Below are 17,299 nucleotides of genomic sequence, written 5' to 3'. Positions count from 1 at the left end.
CGGCACCGGACGTCCGGTGCCGCCCCCGCTCCGTGTTCGGTGCGCGTCGGGCGTGGGCTGCCGTCAGCCGGCGACCTCGGCCGCCTCGCGGCCGGTGCCGTCCGCGCCCAGGACGCCGTCCGCGCCGGTGACCCGCCGTACCGCAGCCGCGACCAGTCCCGCGAAGAGCGGGTGCGCGCGCGTGGGGCGGGACTTGAGTTCGGGGTGCGCCTGCGTGGCGATGAAGTACGGGTGTACGTCGCGCGGCAGCTCGACGTACTCCACCAGGCGGCCGTCCGGCGACAGGCCGGAGAAGACCATGCCGGTCGCCTCCAGCTGCTTGCGGTAGGCGTTGTTGACCTCGTAGCGGTGGCGGTGCCGCTCGAAGCTGTGGTCCGCGCCGTAGACCTCGGCCGCGATCGAGCCGTCGGCGAACTTCGCCTCGTACTCGCCGAGCCGCATCGTGCCGCCCAGGTCGCCTTGACCCGCCACGATGTCGAGCTGGTCGGCCATCGTCGAGACCACCGGGTGGGCGGTCTTCTCGTCGAACTCCAGCGAGTTCGCGCCGTCGAGCCCGGCGAGCGAGCGGGCCGACTCGATCACCATGCACTGGAGGCCGAGGCAGATGCCGAGCGTCGGGACGCGGTTCTCGCGCGCGTACTTGATCGCCTGGACCTTGCCCTCGACGCCGCGGTCGCCGAAGCCGCCGGGGATCAGCACCGCGTCGGCGTCGGCCAGTTCGCGCGCCGCCGCCTCGGGGGTGTCGGTGTTGTCGGAGGTGACCCACTTGATCTTGGCGCGCACGTTGTTGGCGAAGCCGCCCGCGCGGATCGCCTCGGTGACCGACAGGTAGGCGTCGGGCAGGTCGATGTACTTGCCGACCAGGGCGACCGTGACCTCGCGCTCCGGCTGGTGCACGCGGCGCAGCAGGTCGTCCCACGTCGACCAGTCGACGTCGCGGAAGTTGAGCCCGAGGCGGCGTACGACGTAGGCGTCCAGTCCCTCGGAGTGCAGCACCTTGGGGATGTCGTAGATCGACGGCGCGTCGATCGCCGTCGCCACGGCCTCCTCGTCGACGTCGCACATCAGGGAGATCTTGCGCTTGATCTCGGCCGGCACCGTGCGGTCGGCGCGCAGCACGATCGCGTCCGGCTGGATGCCGATCGAGCGCAGGGCCGCGACCGAGTGCTGGGTCGGCTTGGTCTTGAGCTCGCCCGACGGGCCGATGTACGGCAGCAGCGACACGTGCAGGAAGAACACGTTGTCCCGGCCCACCTCGTGGCGGATCTGCCGCACCGACTCCAGGAACGGCAGCGACTCGATGTCGCCGACCGTGCCGCCGACCTCGGTGATGACGATGTCGACGTCCTCGGTCGCCATCTGCCGGATGCGGGACTTGATCTCGTTGGTGATGTGCGGGATGACCTGCACGGTGTCGCCGAGGTACTCGCCGCGGCGCTCCTTGGCGATCACCGAGGAGTACACCTGGCCGGTGGTCACGTTGGCGGAGCCGTGCAGGTCCTCGTCGAGGAACCGCTCGTAGTGTCCGATGTCCAGGTCGGTCTCGGCGCCGTCGTTGGTGACGAACACCTCGCCGTGCTGGAACGGGTTCATCGTGCCCGGGTCCACGTTGAGGTACGGGTCGAGCTTCTGCATCGTCACCCGCAGGCCGCGCGCCTTCAGCAGCGAGCCGAGGCTGGATGCCGTGAGCCCCTTGCCGAGCGAGGAGGCGACACCCCCGGTGACGAAAAGGTGCTTGGTCGGCCGGGTGCGGATCGACGAACGCGCGCCGTGCGTCGGACTGCCGGGCGTCTGGGGCACTGCCAAGGAGGGGCTCCCGTGGGTCGTGATTCGAGGAGGGAATTCGACGGGGAGGCTCCACCTCGACAAGAGGGCACCTCGACAAAGAGGTTTGGAGAGTCCCTAGAAGTCCACGGGAGACCAGAGTAACAGCGAGCGGCGACAACGTCCCGTAGGCGAGGCCGTCACCACGGAGGACGATCCGGCATATTCGGAGCGTGACCGCCGCAGCCCAACCGCTGTGACAAATAGCAGAAAAACCGGACAGTTAAGGGTGAAGTCCCTCACGAAGGCCACGCAGAGTCACGGAGCGGGTCTCATGACCGACTCACGTGGACTACCCTGATCAAGGGTCCGCAGCGACCGCCGGGGGTCGGCGGGGCGCCCGGCGGACGACCCCCGAATTTCACATCTGCACGGCTTGTCGAACGCTTTTCACCCGGTGAACAGCACCTTTTCGAACAACACCCTTCTGCACCGCCTGAACACCACACCCGCCTCTGAACAGCGCGACGGCCGTACGTCGGCAGGACGGATTCCGCGTGAGCAATCGCATCGAGGACTACGCCCTCATCGGGGACATGCAGACCGCGGCCCTGGTGAGCCGCGACGGCTCCGTCGACTGGCTTTGCCTTCCCCGCTTCGACTCCCCCGCCGTCTTCGCGGGCCTCCTGGGCACCGAGGAGAACGGCTACTGGCGCATCGCGCCGCTGTCCGGCGGCCAGGCCGCCCGCCGCCGCTACCGGGGCGACTCGCTGATCCTGGAGTCCGAGTGGGACACCCCGCGCGGCTCCGTACGCGTCATCGACTTCATGCCGCCCTCCGACGAACTCATCGGCGCACCGACCATCGTGCGCATCGTCGAGGGCATCTCCGGGCACGTCCCGGTGCGCTCCGAGATACGCATGCGCTTCCACTACGGCAAGGTCGTCCCCTGGGTGCGACGTCACCCGGACGGCCGAACCGTCGCCGTCGCCGGCCCCGACTCGGTGTGGCTGCAGAGCGAGGCCGAGGCGTACGGGCGCGGCATGACCACCTACGCGGACGTCACCGTCGGCCCCGGCGAGCGCCACGCGTTCATCCTCAACTGGTGGCCCTCGCACGTCGACGCCCCGCTGACCACCGACGCCGAGGAAGTCCTCGAGGACACCGAGCGGTTCTGGCAGGACTGGGTCGACCGCTGCACCTACCGGGGCCCGTGGCGCGACGCCGTCGTGCGGTCGCTGATCACCCTCAAGGCCCTCACGTACGCCCCGACCGGCGGCATCGTCGCCGCCCCCACCACCTCGCTGCCCGAGGACATGGGCGGCGTACGCAACTGGGACTACCGCTACACGTGGCTGCGCGACGCCGCCATGACCCTCTCCGCCCTGGTGCGCACCGGCTTCCTCGAAGAGGCCAAGGCCTGGCGCGAGTGGCTCCTGCGGGCCGTCGCGGGCGACCCCGAGAACCTCCAGATCATGTACGGCGTGGGCGGCGAGCGCCGCCTCACCGAGTACGAGGCCACCTGGCTCCCCGGCTACGAGAACTCCAGCCCGGTCCGCATCGGCAACGCCGCCGCCGAGCAGTTCCAGCTCGACGTCTACGGCGAGGTCGTCGACGCCCTCCACCACGGCCGCCTGGCCGGCATGGAGGGCCACGGCAACGCGCACCAGCTGCAACTGCGGCTCATGGACTTCGTCGGGGACCACTGGCGCACCCCCGACGAGGGCATCTGGGAAGTCCGCGGCCCCCGCCGCCACTTCGTGCACTCCAAGGTCATGGCTTGGGTCGCGGTCGACCGCACCATCCGCATGCTGGAGACCGACACCCTCGACGGCACCGGCGCGACCGAGGCCACCCTCGACCAACTGCGCACCGTCCGCGACGAGATCCACCACGAGGTGTGCGAATACGGCTACGACGCCGAGCGCAACACCTTCACGCAGTACTACGGCTCACGCGAACTGGACGCCGCGCTCCTGCTCATACCGCAGGTCGGCTTCCTGCCCGCCGACGACAAGCGCGTGGTGGGCACCATCGAGGCGATCCAGCACGAGCTGACCGAGGACGGCTTCGTGCGCCGCTACCCGACCCACGGCGACGGCATCGGCCTCGACGGCCTCCCCGGCGACGAGGGCGCCTTCCTGGCCTGCTCGTTCTGGCTCGCCGACGACCTCGCCATGATCGGCCGCGTCGACGAGGCCCGCGAACTGTTCGAACGCCTCCTCGCGCTCCGCAACGACCTCGGCCTGCTCGCCGAGGAGTGGGACCCGCGCCTCCAGCGCCAGGTCGGCAACTTCCCGCAGGCCTTCAGCCACGTGCCGCTGATCGACACCGCGCTGCGCCTGACCACCCTGTGGCAGCAGGACCAGCAGAAGCCCGAGCCACCCCGCCACCCCAACGACCGCCGCCACCTCCAGCAGTCCCCCACCACCCCCGACGCGTCCGAGGCCCCCACAGTGGCCGCTGCGGCCGCGGAACACCCCGACGGGCAGGCCGGCGGACGGTCCTGAGACGGGCGTACGGCGGCGAGCCGTACGCATCCCCCGGCACCCGGCCTTCACCCGATCGCCGCAAACGGGTGCGCCGACGGAGTAGCAGCGCAGGGCATGCTCCGTCGGCGCGTGCCCTAATGGGGCGATGGGCGACGGGGCGGACGGCGGCGCGGACGGCGGGGCGGGCGGCGGTGCGTCGCGGGAGCACGCGCCGCGGCCTACGGCGGGACCTGGGGCGGGACCTGGGGCGGGATCCGAGGCAGGGCCCGGGGTGGGGCCTGTGCGGGTGCCGGCGCCGCAGTGGCGGGTGCTGCCGCGGGCGCCGCGGCGGCGGGCGTTCCCGACGCTTCGCGAACGCCTGCGCGACTCGTTCCTGTTCGCCCCCGTCGTCGGATTGGCGTGCGGGTTCTTCCTGGCCACCCTGACGCTGACGATCGACGCCGAGATCCACGACCACGCCGTGGACACCGACGACAGCAGCCTGCTGGAGTACATCGACAACGTCGGCGGCGCGGGCGCGACGGTCATCGGCACGATCAGTTCGGCGATGCTGACGTTCATCGGCGTCGTCTTCTCGATCACGCTGGTGGCGCTGCAAATGGCGTCCAGCTTCACGCCGCGCGTGATCCGCCTGTACGTGCGCAACCGCGTCACCAAGATCACCTTCGCGCTGTTCCTGTGCACGTTCCTGTTCGCGCTGCGCGTGCAGAAGGGCCGCTTCACGGCGGAGGAGGCCAAGCCGTTCATCTCGTCGTTCATCGCGATGGGCCTTGTCATCGCCTGTCTGGTGCTGTTCGTCGTGTACGTCGACTCGACGCTGCGCATGATGCGCGTCACCCACGTGATCGCCACCGTGGCAGGCGAGACCGCCCGCGAGCTGTGGTACCTCGAACACGGCGCGGACCAGGGCGAGATGGGCGTGCCGGTCGCCGTCGTCGACTACTGGGGGCCGGGCGGCGTCCTGCGCTACGTCGACGTGAACCGGCTGGCACGGGTCGCGCGGCGGCACGACTGCGTCGTCAAACTCGTCGCCCGGGTGGGTGACTTCCTCGTCAACGGAACCCCTCTGGTCGAGGTGTACGGCGGCGACCCGGTTCCGCCGCCGTTCGAGCTCGCCCGGGCGCTGCACCTGGGCACCGAGCGCAACATGCACCAGGACTTCGCGTTCGGCTTCCGGCAGTTGTCCGACATCTCGGCGCGGGCGTTGTCGCCGGCTGTCAACGATCCGACCACGGCCGTGAACGCGTTCGACCGCATCCACCTGCTGCTGGTCGCGGCCGTACGGCTGCCGCTGGGCACCCGTGCGCACTGCGACCGCAAAGGCGCGGTACGCGTCATCGAGGCGGTGCCGGAATGGTCGGACGTGGTCGACCTCGCGTACACCGAGACACGGCTGTTCGGGGCGGGTTCACCGCAGGTGACCCGGCGGCTGGCGGCGTCGCTGGACGACCTCTTGGCGATCGCCCCCGCTCACCGCAGGGCCCCGCTCGAGCGACAGAAGACGCTGCTGCGGGAGGCCGTCGAGGCGGCGTACCGCGACGTGCCCGACCGGGCGTTCGCGTTGCAGCCGGACCGCCAGGGCATCGGCTGAGCCCGACACCTATCACGAGGCGAGTACCTGACAAAGCTGTCGGTACGCGTCGAAATGTGCGTGGCGAAATGTACGTGGCGAACCGGCGATCCCTTGTCAGGGAAGCGGGAAGACGCGCCCAACGACGGTCTCGGAACCGCCGGGTCGGACCTGCCGGGTCAGGGGTGCCGCGGAGGCGTGGGCGGGGGCGGCGGAGGTGTCTGCGCGGACTGCGGGGGTGTCTGGGCGTGCGGCGGCCACTGGGCAGGCAGCGCGGGGGAACCGTACGGCGCCATCGGCGGCGTGGGCGGGTTCGGCGCGGGCCCCCACCCGGCCGGGTCGTGCGGTGCCGCGAGGAAGAGCGTCCGCAACCCGCCGCCCGCCGCGGCGAAAGCGCAGACGATGCCGACGAACCAGCCCGCAAGCAGGCCGTATCCGGCGCCGGCCGCGACAACGTCCAGTCCCATCGCGAGAGTTCGCTCGTCCGCGGACGCACCGCCCGCCGTACCGCTCGGCATTCCGGACACCAGGTAGCTTGTGACGCTGTACGCCGCCCCGCCCGCCACCAGCGAGAACCAGCCCGAGATCAGCGGGTTGAAGCCCCGGCGCCGCGACGCGGAGACAAGCACGACGGCGACGGTCGCCAGCAGCGCCCCGACGCCGACGAGACAGGCGGCCACGTCCGCACCCGCGAACCTCGCGAACGGACCGCTCTTGTCGACGATCCAGTGCGGCGTGTTCAACCACATGAGGACGTGCGACGCGGAGTCGTCATCCGTCAGGTCCTTGGTCAGCAGGTCCTCCCACAACCACTGGTTGCCGAATCCCACGACCAGCAGAAGCGCGGCCACCACACCTGCGGCGACGAAGCGCCCGGAGTTACGCGAGTCCATGACGCGGCATGCTAGTGCCGGGAGCGCCGTCGTCCATTGCGCGCGGCCGCCGTGCACGGCCAGGGCAGGCGACGACGCGCCCGAGTGTCCCGGAAGCGAAGTGCGCAGACCCCGGTGCCGCGGCGAACGCCCATGGTGCGCGGCGGTCCAGGCGTCCTGCGGGCGTCAGAGCGGGCCGAGTTCCTCGTAGACGCTCAGGACCTGCTCGACGGTGTCGCGCTCGTCGGGCCAGGACTCGGCCTGCACGCGGCCGAGTTCGGCGAGGAGTTCGCGCTTGCGGTGGTCCTCCAGGAGGTCGGCGACCGCGGAGCCGAGCGCGGCGGAGTCGCCGTACGGCACCAGGACCGCCGCGTCGCCCACCAGTTCGGGGGTGCCGCCGACCTCGGTGGCGACGACCGGGACGCCCGCGCGCAGCGCCTCCTGCACCACGAGGGAGCGGGCCTCCCACTCGCTGGCGAGCACCGCGATGTCGGCCCCGGCGAGCAGGTCGGCGACGTCGGAGCGGTGGCCGAGGAGGCGGACCGGCAGGTAGTCGGCGTCGATACGGGCCTGGAGCTCGTCGCGCAGCGGACCGTCGCCCGCCACCACGAGGAGCGGGACGGGGTCGAGGCCCTTCCAGTCCTGCGCGGCGTCGAGCAACACCGGGTACGCCTTCTGCGGCGCGAGACGGCCGACCGCGAGCACGATCGGGCGGTCCGCGCCGGTGAGTTCGGTGCGTACGGCGTCGCGGTCACGGCGCGGCGGGGGCAGCGGCGGGGCGCCGACCGGGCCGAGGCGGGCGTCCGAGGCACCGAGTTTGCGCGCGCGGGCGACGAGGTCTCCGGACGCGCCGAGGACGACGTCTGCGGCCCGGACCGCCCGGCCCTCCATCAGCCGGGTCAGCACCCCCTTGGGGCCGGTGGCCAGGACGGCGTTGTGCAGTGTGAGGACGAGCGGGCGGCGGCCGGGGCGGTGCCGGCCGACCGCGGCTCCGGCGACCAGGCCGGCGCGCAGTCCGTGCGCGTGCACGACGTGCGCGCCCGCGCACGCCTCGCGCAGCGCGCGTACCGCGGCGACGTCGGCGGGACGCGGCGCGGTGGAGATCTCGACCTCCGCGAAGCGCGCGCCGGTGTCGGTGAAGCGGAAGTGCTCCTCGACCGAGCCCGGCCCGGCGACGGTGACCGCGACGCCGCGCGCGGTGAGGCCCGCGGCCAGCGAACGCACGTGTGCGCCGGCGCCGCCCACGGCGGTGGCCAGGACCAGGACGGCCCGCAGGCGTGCGGGCTTGCTGGCGCGTTCCTGCGGCGTACCGTCAGCCACGGTTCTCCTTCGCGTCTCGGACGTCCGTGCCGGAGGCGCCCGCGCGCCCGCCCCGGCGCCGGAGCAGTGCGCGGATGTCCCGCCCCGCCGACGCGTACGCCGACGCGGCGAAAACCGCCACGCCCACTATTGCGGCCACCGTCCCCATGATCAACGTCCATGCGGTACCGCCCGTTCCCACCGCGGCGGCGAGCGCGGCGCCCGCGGCGCCGCCCGCGGCCGCCGAGAGCAGGCCGGCACCCGCGGCCCGCGGCACACCGTGCAGGGCGTCGCGGCCGGACGTACGCGCCGTCGCGGCGACCAGCAGCAGCCCCGCGACCGTCATGCCGATCGTGTTGCCGAGGCCCAGCGCGGCCACGGTCCAGTCGGCGGGCACGTTCGGCACCAGCGCCAGGTCGGCCGCGATGACGGCCGCCCAGCCCAGCACGACGGCGCCCGCGGAGGCGCGTCCGTGACCGCGCGCGTAGAGGGCGCGCCCGAGGTGCGCGACCAGGCCGTAGCCCGCGAGCCCGGGCGCGAACGCCACCAGTGCCCGGGCCAGCACGACCGGGTCCGTCCCGCCGTCGCCCAGCCGGGCGAAGAACGCCCCGATCGGGTACGCCGCCGCGGCCAGCACCGCGGCCCCCGCGAACGACACGAGCAGCACCGCGCGCGTCGTCGCGGCGGCCGTGGCGGCGAAGGAGGAGTGGTCGCCGGAGTGGGCGGCGGCGCTCAGCCGCGGGAAGGCACTGGTCGCGATCGGGACGGCGAGGATGGCGTACGGCAGCGAGTAGAGCATCCACGCGTTCTGGTACGTCACCGCCCCGCCCTCCGGGCCGTGCGCGTTGACCAGCATCAGCACGGTGACGGTGGCCAGTTGCTGGGCGACGAGCGTCGCGACGCCGGCGAGCGCGAGCAGCCGGGCGCGGCGGGCCACGCCGTCCGGGAAGCGCAGCGTCGGCCGCAGCCGCACGCCGGTGCCGCGCAGCGGGACCAGCGTGCACAGCGCCAGCGCGAGGACGCCCGCGGTGGTGCCGAGCCCGAGGACCAGTTCGCTGCCGTGCGGGACGCCCGCGGGGTCCTGGCCGTCGCCGTCGTACCCGGCGGCGAAGGCGACGTACGCGGCGGCCACCACCAGGCTCGACACCAGCGGCGCGACGGCGGCGGCGGTGAAGCGCCGGTGGGCCTGGAGGATGCCGGCGGAGACGACGGCCAGGCCGTACAGCAGGATCTGCGGCATGAAGGCCAGCAGCAGCCCGCTCGCGAGGTCGAGCATGCCGGGGACGTCGGCCTTGTCGCGCAGCAGGAGTTCCATCAGCGGGCGCGCGAGCGCCATGCCGGCCGCCGTGACCGGCACGAGGATGAGGACGGTCCAGGTCAGCAGCGCGGAGGCGGTGCGCGTCGTCTCGTCGTCCTTGCCGCGCGCGATGGGCCCGGCGAGCAGCGGCACGACCAGGCTCGCGAGCGCACCGCCCGCGACGATGTCGAAGACGATGTTGGGGACGTAGTTGGCGGTCGTGTACGCGTCGCCGACCGCGGTCTGGCCGACGGCCGCGTTGAAGACGATCTGCCGGCCGAAGCCGGCGAGGCGGGCCAGTACCGTCAGGACCGCGATGAGCAGGGCGGCCCCGGCGAGCCCGCGGGCGAGGCGCCGTTTCCGGGGGCGGTTTGTCGCGGTGCCGTCGGAGGGGGGCGGCGGCGCGTGGCCGCCGGGGTCCGGCCGCCCCGCGTCCGGCGTCACGAGGACCGCCCGGCGATGCCGGTGGGCCCGCGCGCGATCACGCGGGCTGCTGCCCGGTCCGAAGTGTCGGTCGGGGCGCGACTTTCGTCGTATGCACACAGCCCCCACTCCGGGGGTCTACCAGAAGTGGGGCGTTCGGTGCGCGCGGCCGTCCACAGGCGCCGCCCGATGATCGGACTTGCCGGCATGGGACCTACGACGCCACCGGCTGCCCGGCCGACCCGGTGCCCCCGGATGACGCCGCGGTCGTCCCCGCCTCGGCCGTCCCGGCCGTCCCGTTCCCGACCGCGGAATCTGCCGGGAGCGGCGGCGCGACCGGCCGGCGCCCCAGCATGTCGATCGTGTTCAGCCACGGCGTCTTCGCGATGACCTTGGTGAAGCTGACCTTCTCGCTCGCCAGCGTCAGCCCGGCCAACACCGCGGCCCGGACGACCAGTCCGCGCCGCGACGCGCCCGCCGCCGCGGCCACACCGAGCGCCGCGCCGAGCGCGTTCGCGCCCGCGTCGCCCAACATCGCCTTCTCGTCCAGGTCTTCGGGCAGCAGCGCCGCGGCGGCGCCGACCGGGGCGGCCGCGAGCCGCGAGCCGCGCAGCACCGGCAGCGCCCCCGCCATCAGCGTCACCTTCGCGGCCCGGCCAGGACGCAGGTCGAACAGGTTGACGACGTTCGCGCCGCCCGCGATCACCAGCCCGGCCAGCAGCTTGTCGACCGGCTTGCGCTGCACCAGCGAACCCGCGGCAAGGCCGGTCGCGCCGATCCCCAGCACCTTGACCATGCCGCTGGTGACCTCGCCCTTGGCGAGCGCACCGATGTGCCCCTTGAAGCCGCGCTTGTCCGTCGCGCCCAGCATGTCGTCGTACGTCCCGAACCCGGCCGCCCCCACGGTCGCCAGAGCCGCCGCCGCACGGTGCCGGCCCGGCACCCCGGGCGCGGTCGCGGCGGCCAGCGCCGCGCCCACCGCGCACGCCGGGCCCTCGACGAGGGTGACCACTTCGCCGCGGTGGTTGCGGCGCTCCCACAGCGCGGCCTCACCGGGCGTGAAGCGGTTGAGCATGGTGTACGCGAATCGTGCCGCGGTACCCGCGACCAGCGCGGTACGCACCGCGCGCCGAACCGAACTCACGACGTATTCTCCGGCTTCTCGGTCGTCTCGGGCTTCTTCTCCGGCAGTGCGGGGAGCCAGCCGTCCGGCCCGGTCAGCCCGTACTGCCCGGACTTCCCGGTTTCCGCCTCGACCACAAGCGCCCAGTCGACGGAGACCTGGCCCGCATCGGTGTCGGCGGCGTCGACGGTGGACACCGACTTGATCGCACGTTCGTCGCGACGCAGTGCGAAGACGGTGCCGCCGTCCTGGGCGGAGGTGGTGTCCCCGGCCAGAACCGTACCGTCGTCAGAGGCGTCGAGGGTGCGCGACAGTCCGATGTAGATGCCGTTGACGGTGCCGACGCGGCTCGGGTCGCTCGCCTTGACCGGCCCCGCGGGAGCGACGACGACCGCGAGGGTCGCGCCCTTCTCCGGATTGCCCTTGATCTCGATGAAACCGGCGTTCTTGAGGCGGTTCAGGACGGCGAGCGGTGTTTCCCCGCTCGCGGTCGCGTCGCTGCCGTTTGCGTTGCCGCCGGGTGAAAGGCTTGAGGTGGCCCCCGGGTTCGGGGTGCCCTGGGCCGTGGTCGGGGCTCCGGACGGCGGCGGACCGGACGGGGCACCCGCGGACGGCGGGGGCGTGGTCCCGGGCGTCGAAGTCGCCCCACCCGTGGGCGTCGTGGGCGTGGCCGTCTTGTGCACGAGAGCGTCCGCAAGCGCGGCGGCCGCCCGCTCGTACGACGTCGCGCCGGGGAAGTCCGAGTCGACGGCGTCGCCGAGCGCGGTCTCCTTGGCGGGATCGACCCAGCCGGATTTGAGCGACACAACGCCCGTGACCGTCGCACCCGACGCCGCCAGCGTCCGGTCGGTCTCGTCGGTGATATCGGTGTCCGCGTCCGGCAGGTTGACCAGGACGACGCTCTTGCCCTTCAGCTTGTCCGCCACCAACTCGGGCTTGGTGGCGGAGATGAAGGTGCCGGTCTTCTCGAGCTCCGCCTGAACGGCGTCCCGTTCCCTCTGCCTCGCCGCCGCGTCCCGCGCAAGGCCGTCGATCCTGTTGTTCAGGTCATCTTTGGCGAAGTCCGCGAGGAACGAACTGCCCAGCACAAGGCCCACCGACAGTGCCAGGAACACCGCGATGATGGAGACGACGTGGTACCGGAAGTCGATCAACCGAAGATTCCTTGCAGCCAGTAGACGAACGAGTCCCAGTACGCCCGGTAGACGTGGTAGTACGCCTGGCCCAAGGGGCTGACTCTGATGGTCACCGCAATGGTGGTCAATGCGGCCAGCGACATCAGGAGCAGTGACGTCGTCGAGATGCGGCTGCGGTAGAGGCGGCTCACGCCCTTGGCGTCCACGAGCTTGCCGCCCACCCGCAACCGGGTGAGGAACGTACTGGCCATGCCCGCACGGCCCTTGTCCAGGAACTCCACCAGCGTCGCGTGCGTGCCGACCGCGACGATCAGGTTCGCCCCCTTGTCGTCCGCGAGCAGCATCGCGATGTCCTCGCTGGTGCCGGTCGCCGGGAACGGCACGCCGTCCAGCCCCAGTTCGTGCAGCCGCTCCATCCCCGGGGCGCGCCCGTCGCGGTACGCGTGCACCACGATCTCCGCCCCTGACCGCAGCGCCTCGTCGGAGACCGAGTCCAGGTCGCCGATGATGATGTGCGGCCGGTAACCCGCCTCCAGCAGCGCGTCCGCCCCGCCGTCGACCCCTATCATCACCGGCCGGTACTCGCGGATGTACGGCCGCAGCGCCGCGATGTCCTCGCGGTAGTGGTAGCCGCGCACCACGATCAGGACCTGCCGCCCGTCCATGCGCGTCTTGATCGGCGGTACGCCCACCCCGTCGAGCAGCAGGTCGCGCTCCTCGCGGATGTACTCCAGCGTGTTCGCCGCGAACGCCTCGATCTGCACGGACAGCCCCGCCCGGGCCTCCTCCATGGCGGCGCGCACCGACTCCTTGTCGAGCATCGTGCCGACCGCTATCGGCTTGTCGCCGCGGTAGAGGATGTCGTCCTCGATGTGCACCCACTCGCCCTCGGGCAGCCGCCCGATGACGCCCTGCCCGACCGCGTCGAGCAGCGGGATGCCCGCCGCGACGATCAGCTCGGGGCCGAGGTTGGGGTAGCGCCCGCTGATCGACGCCGACGCGTTGACGACCGCCGACGGCCGGCAGGCGATCAGCGCCTCCGCAGCGACGCGGTCGAGGTCGACGTGGTCGATCACCGCGATGTCGCCCGGGTGCAGGCGTTTGGTGAGGTTCTTGGTGCGGCGGTCCAGCCGTGCGGGACCGGCGATGCCCTCGTACTCGGGCTCGCGGCGTCGACGCAGCACGGGAATCCTCATCGCGGTCATCCTGCCATGCGAACTGTCCTGGTCAGGCGGGTACCGACCGCTCCTATGGCGGCCTTCACACGGTGCGCGGACGCCCGGTGCACGGCCGTACCCAACCCGTTATGGCCTCGTGACCGGCCGGCGGGAACCGCCGGTCCGGCGCCCCGCTCCGACGGGGGAACCGTCGCCGGCGCCGCCCCGGCGTCGTCCGAGCGCCGTTCCGGCACTGCTTCGGCACTGCTCTGGCACTGTTCCGGCACCGCCCCGGCACCGCGCCCCGGCGAAAAACCCAGGGCATGACAAAACCCGCGGAACGCTCGCGCTAGTTGCGCCGGGCCTTGCCGCCGGATTGTTTGGCCGGCTCGCGCTTGGCCGACTCGGCCGTCTCCAACAACTCCTCCGCGTGCGCCCGGCCCAGCTCGGAGTCCTCCAGGCCGGCCAGCATGCGCGACAGCTCGCGTACGCGCGCCTCGTCGTCCAGCGCCACCACACCCGACCGCGTGACGGTGCCGTCGTTCGACTTCTCGACCACCAGGTGCCGGTCCGCGAACGCCGCCACCTGCGGCAGGTGGGTGACCACGATGACCTGCGCATTGCGCGCCAGCATCGCCAGGCGCCGGCCGACCTCGACCGCCGCCTTGCCGCCGACGCCCGCGTCCACCTCGTCGAAGACGAACGTCGGCACCGGGTCGGCGCCCGCGAACACCACCTCGACCGCCAGCATCACGCGGCTCAGCTCACCGCCCGACGCACCCTTGTTCAGCGCGCGCGGCGGGGCCCCGGGGTGCGGGGCGAGCTGCAGTTCGACCTCGTCGACGCCGGACGGCCCGTACGCGAGCGTCCGCCCGCCCACCGGCAGCCCGGCCGGGTCGTCCACGCCGGTGACCGCGACCGTCACGCGCGCGTGCGGCATCGCCAGCGCGGCCAGCTCGCCGGTCACCGCCTCCGCGAACCGGTCCGCCGCGGCCTTGCGGGCCTGCGACACCTCCGCGGCCAGCTCGGCCAGCTCGGCGCGCAGCGCGTCGCGCTCCGCCGCCAGCTCGTCCACCCGGTCGTCGTCGCCGTCCAGTTCCGCGAGCCGCACCGCGGACCGCTCGGCCCACGCCAGCACCTCGGCGATGTCCGCGCCGTACTTGCGGGTCAGGCCGGTCAGCGCGGCCCGCCGCTCCTCGGCGACCGCGAGGCGCACCGGGTCCGCGTCGACGCCGGCGGCGTACGACGCCAGCTCCGTCGCGACGTCCGCCACCAGATAGCCGACCTCGTTCAGCCGCTCCGCGAGCGCCGCGAGCGCCTGGTCGTGCCCCGCGACCGCCTCGACCGCGCGGCGCGCCGCACCGATCAGCGTGCCCGCGTCGGCACCCTCGACCACCGACTCCGGGTCGCCGAGCAGCGCCTCGTGCGCGGTCGTCGCCGCGGTACGCAGCGCGTCCGCGTGCCCCAGCCGCTCGGTCTCCGCGGCGAGCGCCGCGTCCTCGCCCGGCTGCGGCGCCAGCTGCTCGATCTCGGCCAGGCCGAACCGCAGCAGGTCCGCCTCCTGGGCCCGCTCGCGCGCCCGCGTCGTGATGGTCTCCAACTCGGCGCCGACCGACCGCAGCCGCTTGTGGACCCGCGCGTACGACGCCAGCGGCTTGGCCACCGACTCCCCCGCGTACCGGTCCAGGGACGCGCGCTGCCGGGACGGGCGCAGCAGCCGCTGCTGGTCGGTCTGGCCGTGCACCGCGATCAGTTCCTCGGCCAGGTCGGACAGCAGCCCCACCGGGGCCGCGCGCCCGCCGACGTGCGCCCGGCTGCGGCCCTCGGCCGAGACCGTGCGGCTCAGCAGCAGCACATCCTCGTCCAGTTCCGCACCGGCGTCGGCGGCACGGACCGCCGCGGGCGCGTCCGGCGCGAGCCGCACCCGGCCCTCCACGACGGCACGGCCCTGGCCGGTGCGGACCAGCCCCGCGTCGGCACGGCCGCCGAACAACAGGCCGAGACCGGTGACGACCATGGTCTTGCCGGCCCCGGTCTCGCCGGTGACGACGGTGAACCCCGAGGCGAGTTCGACGACGGCGTCCTCGATCACGCCGAGGCCCTGTATGCGCATCTCTTCCAGCACGGCGACGACCCTACGGGTTCTCGGGCCCCCGGACGCCAACGTCCAGGGAAACATCCGGGCTCTCCGACACATCCGCGGCGTCGGGGGTATCGTGCGGGCCCCCGCGCCACCCGCGCACCGGCAGCGCGAACTTCGCCACGAGCCGGTTCGTGAACGGCGCCTCGTGCAGGCGCGCGAGCCGCACCGGCACCGCGCCCCTGCGCACCTCGACGCGCGCACCCGGCGGCAGGTCCACCGTGCGTCGCCCGTCACACCACAGCACGCCCTTCGGCGTCTCCGGCAGCACCTCCACCGCGAGCACCGACCGCGGCGAGACCACCAGCGGCTTCGCGAACAGCGCGTGCGCGCTGATCGGCACCATGAGCAGCGCCTCGACCTCGGGCCACACCACCGGGCCGCCGGCCGAGAAGGCGTACGCCGTCGAGCCGGTCGGCGTCGCGTACACGATCCCGTCGCCGCCCCACCGGGACAACGGGCGCCCGTCCACCTCGGTCACCAGTTCCAGCATGCGCTCGCGCGAGGCCTTCTCGACGGCGGCCTCGTTCAGCGCCCAGTTGGTGTGCACCACGTCGCCGTTCGTCCGCACCACGACGTCGAGCGTCATGCGCTCCTCGACGTCGTAGTCCTGGCGCACGACGCGCTCGACCACCTCGCCCAGGTCCTCGCGCTCGGCCTCCGCGAGGAAGCCGACGCGGCCCAGGTTCACGCCCAGCATCGGCACGCCCGCGTCCCGCACCAGTTCGGCGCCGCGCAGCAGCGTGCCGTCGCCGCCCAGCACGATCGCCAGTTCGCAGCCCTTGGCCGCGCCCGGCTCCGCGGACACCACCTCGATGCCGGGCAGCGCAAGCTCCTCGGCCTCCGACTCCAGCACGCGCACCACGATCCCGGCGTCGACCAGCCGGTCGACCACCAGGCGCGCACTGCGCAGCGCGGCGGGTCGCCCGGTGTGCGCGACCACAAGGACAGTACGCCCCGTCATGCCATCGCCCGCCCGTCCCGCCGACCGGCCGCCGGACCGGCCTGCCGGCCGCCCGCGTGCCCGTGTTCCCGAATGTCGTCTACCCGAATATGAACGGCCTCCTGAGGCGCCGTCAGGCGCGCTCCCGGAGCGGTTGCCCTGAACACCCGCATCGGCCGACCGTATCGCGTACCCCCGTCATCGCGCGGGGGCCGGGGAGGCCGGACTGTTGCGGGCACTACTGGGGGCCCTCGGCGACCGCGCGGTCCACCTCCGCCGGATCGAGCTCGGGCGCACCCCGCCGCATCCAGAGAAAATACTCCACATTCCCGGACGGACCGGGCAGCGGGCTCGCGGTCACACCGAGCGCGCCCAGCCCCAGGGCCGCCGCCTGCCCGGCGACCGTACGGACGGCCTCGGCGCGCAGCGCGGGCTCGCGTACGACCCCGCCCGCACCCAGCCGCTCCCGGCCCACCTCGAACTGCGGCTTCACCATGAGCACCAGGTCCGCGTCGGGCGCCGAGCACCGCACCAGCGCCGGAAGCACCAGGCCCAACGAGATGAACGACAGGTCGCCCACCACGAGCCCGGCCGGCTCGCCGACCTGATCCGGCGTCAACTCCCGGACGTTCGTCCGGTCCCGCACCGTCACGCGGTCGTCGCTGCGCAACGACCAGGCGAGCTGGCCATAGCCGACGTCCACCGCCACCACGTGCCCGGCCCCGGCACGCAGCAGAACGTCGGTGAAGCCGCCCGTCGACGCGCCCGCGTCGATGCAGCGGCGCCCCTCGACCACCAGGCCGCGCGGCACGAACGCCGCCAGCGCCCCGGCCAGCTTGTGGCCGCCGCGCGACACGTAGTCCGGATCGTCGTCGTCCCGCGCGACCACCACGGCCGCACTCGTCTCGACCTGCGTCGCCGCCTTGGTCGCGGTCGCGCCGCCGACCGACACCCGGCCCGCCGCGATCAACTCGCCGGCGTGCTCCCGGGAGCGCGCCAATCCCCTGCGCACCAGCTCGGCGTCGAGCCTGCGTCGTGCCGCCACGGTTGTCCTTGCCTGCCTTGTCCGGTGCTTGCCGATTG

Annotated in this window: 11 protein-coding genes and 1 pseudogene; 2 read left to right on the top strand and 10 right to left on the bottom strand. The window is 73.1% G+C overall.

The window, feature by feature from the left end; genetic code table 11:
- Positions 1 to 63: 63 nt before the first annotated feature.
- Complete coding sequence (gene pyrG / locus AB0C36_RS31440) at positions 64 to 1,800, bottom strand: CTP synthase (RefSeq protein WP_358360756.1); 1,737 nt, start codon at positions 1,798 to 1,800, stop codon at positions 64 to 66.
- 521 nt (positions 1,801 to 2,321) lie between these two features.
- Between pyrG and AB0C36_RS31435 the strand changes: the two are divergent.
- Together AB0C36_RS31435 and AB0C36_RS31430 are read left to right on the top strand one after the other, a co-directional pair.
- Positions 2,322 to 4,112 (top strand): annotated as a pseudogene (locus tag AB0C36_RS31435) (glycoside hydrolase family 15 protein); the annotation flags it as partial.
- Between the two features lie 424 nt (positions 4,113 to 4,536).
- Positions 4,537 to 5,847, top strand: coding sequence for a DUF2254 domain-containing protein (locus AB0C36_RS31430; RefSeq protein WP_358360743.1), 1,311 nt, complete (start codon positions 4,537 to 4,539; stop codon positions 5,845 to 5,847).
- A 158-nt stretch (positions 5,848 to 6,005) separates the two neighbouring features.
- On the opposite strand, the gene AB0C36_RS31425 is transcribed toward AB0C36_RS31430, so the two are convergent.
- The 9 genes from AB0C36_RS31425 to AB0C36_RS31385 all read right to left on the bottom strand — a co-directional run bounded on the left by AB0C36_RS31425 (position 6,006) and on the right by AB0C36_RS31385 (position 17,261).
- Entirely contained in the window at positions 6,006 to 6,719 is a 714-nt protein-coding gene (locus AB0C36_RS31425) for a hypothetical protein (protein ID WP_358360740.1), read from the bottom strand.
- Positions 6,720 to 6,884: 165 nt separating this feature from the next.
- A complete protein-coding gene (locus tag AB0C36_RS31420; RefSeq protein ID WP_358360737.1) occupies positions 6,885 to 8,018 on the bottom strand; it encodes a glycosyltransferase family 4 protein in 1,134 nt (377 codons plus the stop codon).
- Positions 8,011 to 9,738, bottom strand: coding sequence for a murein biosynthesis integral membrane protein MurJ (murJ, locus tag AB0C36_RS31415; protein WP_358360734.1), 1,728 nt, complete (start codon positions 9,736 to 9,738; stop codon positions 8,011 to 8,013). Before murJ ends, AB0C36_RS31420 begins: the two co-directional genes overlap by 8 nt.
- A 193-nt stretch (positions 9,739 to 9,931) precedes the next feature.
- Positions 9,932 to 10,861: a hypothetical protein gene (locus AB0C36_RS31410; protein WP_358360731.1), complete on the bottom strand. Its 930-nt coding sequence runs from the start codon at positions 10,859 to 10,861 to the stop codon at positions 9,932 to 9,934.
- On the bottom strand, positions 10,858 to 11,994 hold the full coding sequence (locus AB0C36_RS31405) for a copper transporter (protein ID WP_358360728.1): 1,137 nt from the start codon (positions 11,992 to 11,994) through the stop codon (positions 10,858 to 10,860). The genes AB0C36_RS31410 and AB0C36_RS31405 overlap by 4 nt, the downstream gene beginning before the upstream one ends.
- Positions 11,991 to 13,172, bottom strand: a complete 1,182-nt coding sequence (gene steA / locus AB0C36_RS31400) for a putative cytokinetic ring protein SteA (RefSeq protein WP_358360725.1) — start codon at positions 13,170 to 13,172, stop codon at positions 11,991 to 11,993. The genes AB0C36_RS31405 and steA overlap by 4 nt, the downstream gene beginning before the upstream one ends.
- A gap of 310 nt (positions 13,173 to 13,482) precedes the next feature.
- Entirely contained in the window at positions 13,483 to 15,246 is a 1,764-nt protein-coding gene (gene recN / locus AB0C36_RS31395) for a DNA repair protein RecN (protein WP_358360753.1), read from the bottom strand.
- Positions 15,247 to 15,268: 22 nt separating this feature from the next.
- Positions 15,269 to 16,237, bottom strand: coding sequence for an NAD kinase (locus AB0C36_RS31390; protein WP_358360723.1), 969 nt, complete (start codon positions 16,235 to 16,237; stop codon positions 15,269 to 15,271).
- Positions 16,238 to 16,454: 217 nt separating this feature from the next.
- Positions 16,455 to 17,261, bottom strand: coding sequence for a TlyA family RNA methyltransferase (locus AB0C36_RS31385; RefSeq protein WP_358360720.1), 807 nt, complete (start codon positions 17,259 to 17,261; stop codon positions 16,455 to 16,457).
- Positions 17,262 to 17,299 lie beyond the last annotated feature (38 nt).

The organism is Streptodolium elevatio (assembly GCF_040649515.1).
Taxonomy (GTDB): domain Bacteria; phylum Actinomycetota; class Actinomycetes; order Streptomycetales; family Streptomycetaceae; genus Yinghuangia; species Yinghuangia elevatio.
Note: the sequence above shows the minus strand (reverse complement) of the source record. Positions and strands in the feature narration are given on the sequence as shown.